Annotated in this window: 2 protein-coding genes; one reads left to right on the top strand and one right to left on the bottom strand. The window is 69.8% G+C overall.

What is annotated here, in order from left to right:
• On the bottom strand, positions 1–121 hold a 121-nt coding region (locus ACLD7X_RS17285; RefSeq protein WP_411424926.1), incomplete at its 3' end, for an FAD-dependent oxidoreductase.
• Positions 122–304: 183 nt separating this feature from the next.
• Here ACLD7X_RS17285 and ACLD7X_RS17280 point away from each other — a divergent pair.
• On the top strand, positions 305–843 hold a 539-nt coding region (locus ACLD7X_RS17280), incomplete at its 3' end, for an autoinducer binding domain-containing protein (protein WP_411424925.1).

Below are 843 nucleotides of genomic sequence, written 5' to 3'. Positions count from 1 at the left end.
CATAGCTGGGGTCGGGTTCGATGACCGTGACCGCAAGCCCCGGCTGCATCCGGGTCAGCCAGAAGGCGACCGAGGCGCCCATGACGCCGCCGCCGATCACCGCCACGTCGCAAGACTGCATCCTGTCCCCCTGCCCCGGCCCGCACCGCGCAGGACGAGGATGACGCAATGTCTCGACATCCGGCGGGCCGCACCGCTATGACAAAGGCAGGGGTGAAGGACAAGAGCGGGCAAGGCGCGGCGCGGGTCCCTTCGGGGGCTTCGGCGGCGCGGACAGGCCCGCCCGGGGGATCGGGAACGCAGGATGGCCGTGCTGGAGCTTTTGGGCCGCATCGCCCAGGAACGGACGGTCGACGCCGTCTGGGCGCTGGCGGCCGACCATTTCGCAGGCTTGGGCTTTTCGCGGCTGAACTACGGTCTGACGCGCTATCGCACCGAGACGTCGATCGGCGATCCCGATGACGCGCTGTATCTGACCACCACCGACGCGGCCTATCGCAGCTTCTACTTCCGCGACGGGTTCTATGCCCGCACGCCGGTCTGGCGCTGGATCACCCACAACACCGGCGCCACCACCTGGCGCTGGGTCGAGGAGGACCTGCGCGCGGGCCGGCTGAGCGCGGACGAGGCCGCCGCCGTGCGCCAGAACGCGGCGATGGGCGTGGTGGCGGGCATCGCCATCAGCTTTCCCGAGACCACCCAGCGCACCAAGGGCGCGCTGGGGCTGATCGCAGATGTGGGGTTGGGCCATGATGCGGTCGACGAGATCTGGGCCCGCAACAGCACCGCGATCATGGCCGTGGCCAACATGATGCATCTGAAGCTGGCCAGCCTGCCCGCCCG

The organism is Aphanothece microscopica RSMan92 (genome assembly GCF_046613545.2).
Lineage (GTDB): Bacteria > Cyanobacteriota > Cyanobacteriia > PCC-6307 > Cyanobiaceae > NIES-981.
Note: the sequence above shows the minus strand (reverse complement) of the source record. Positions and strands in the feature narration are given on the sequence as shown.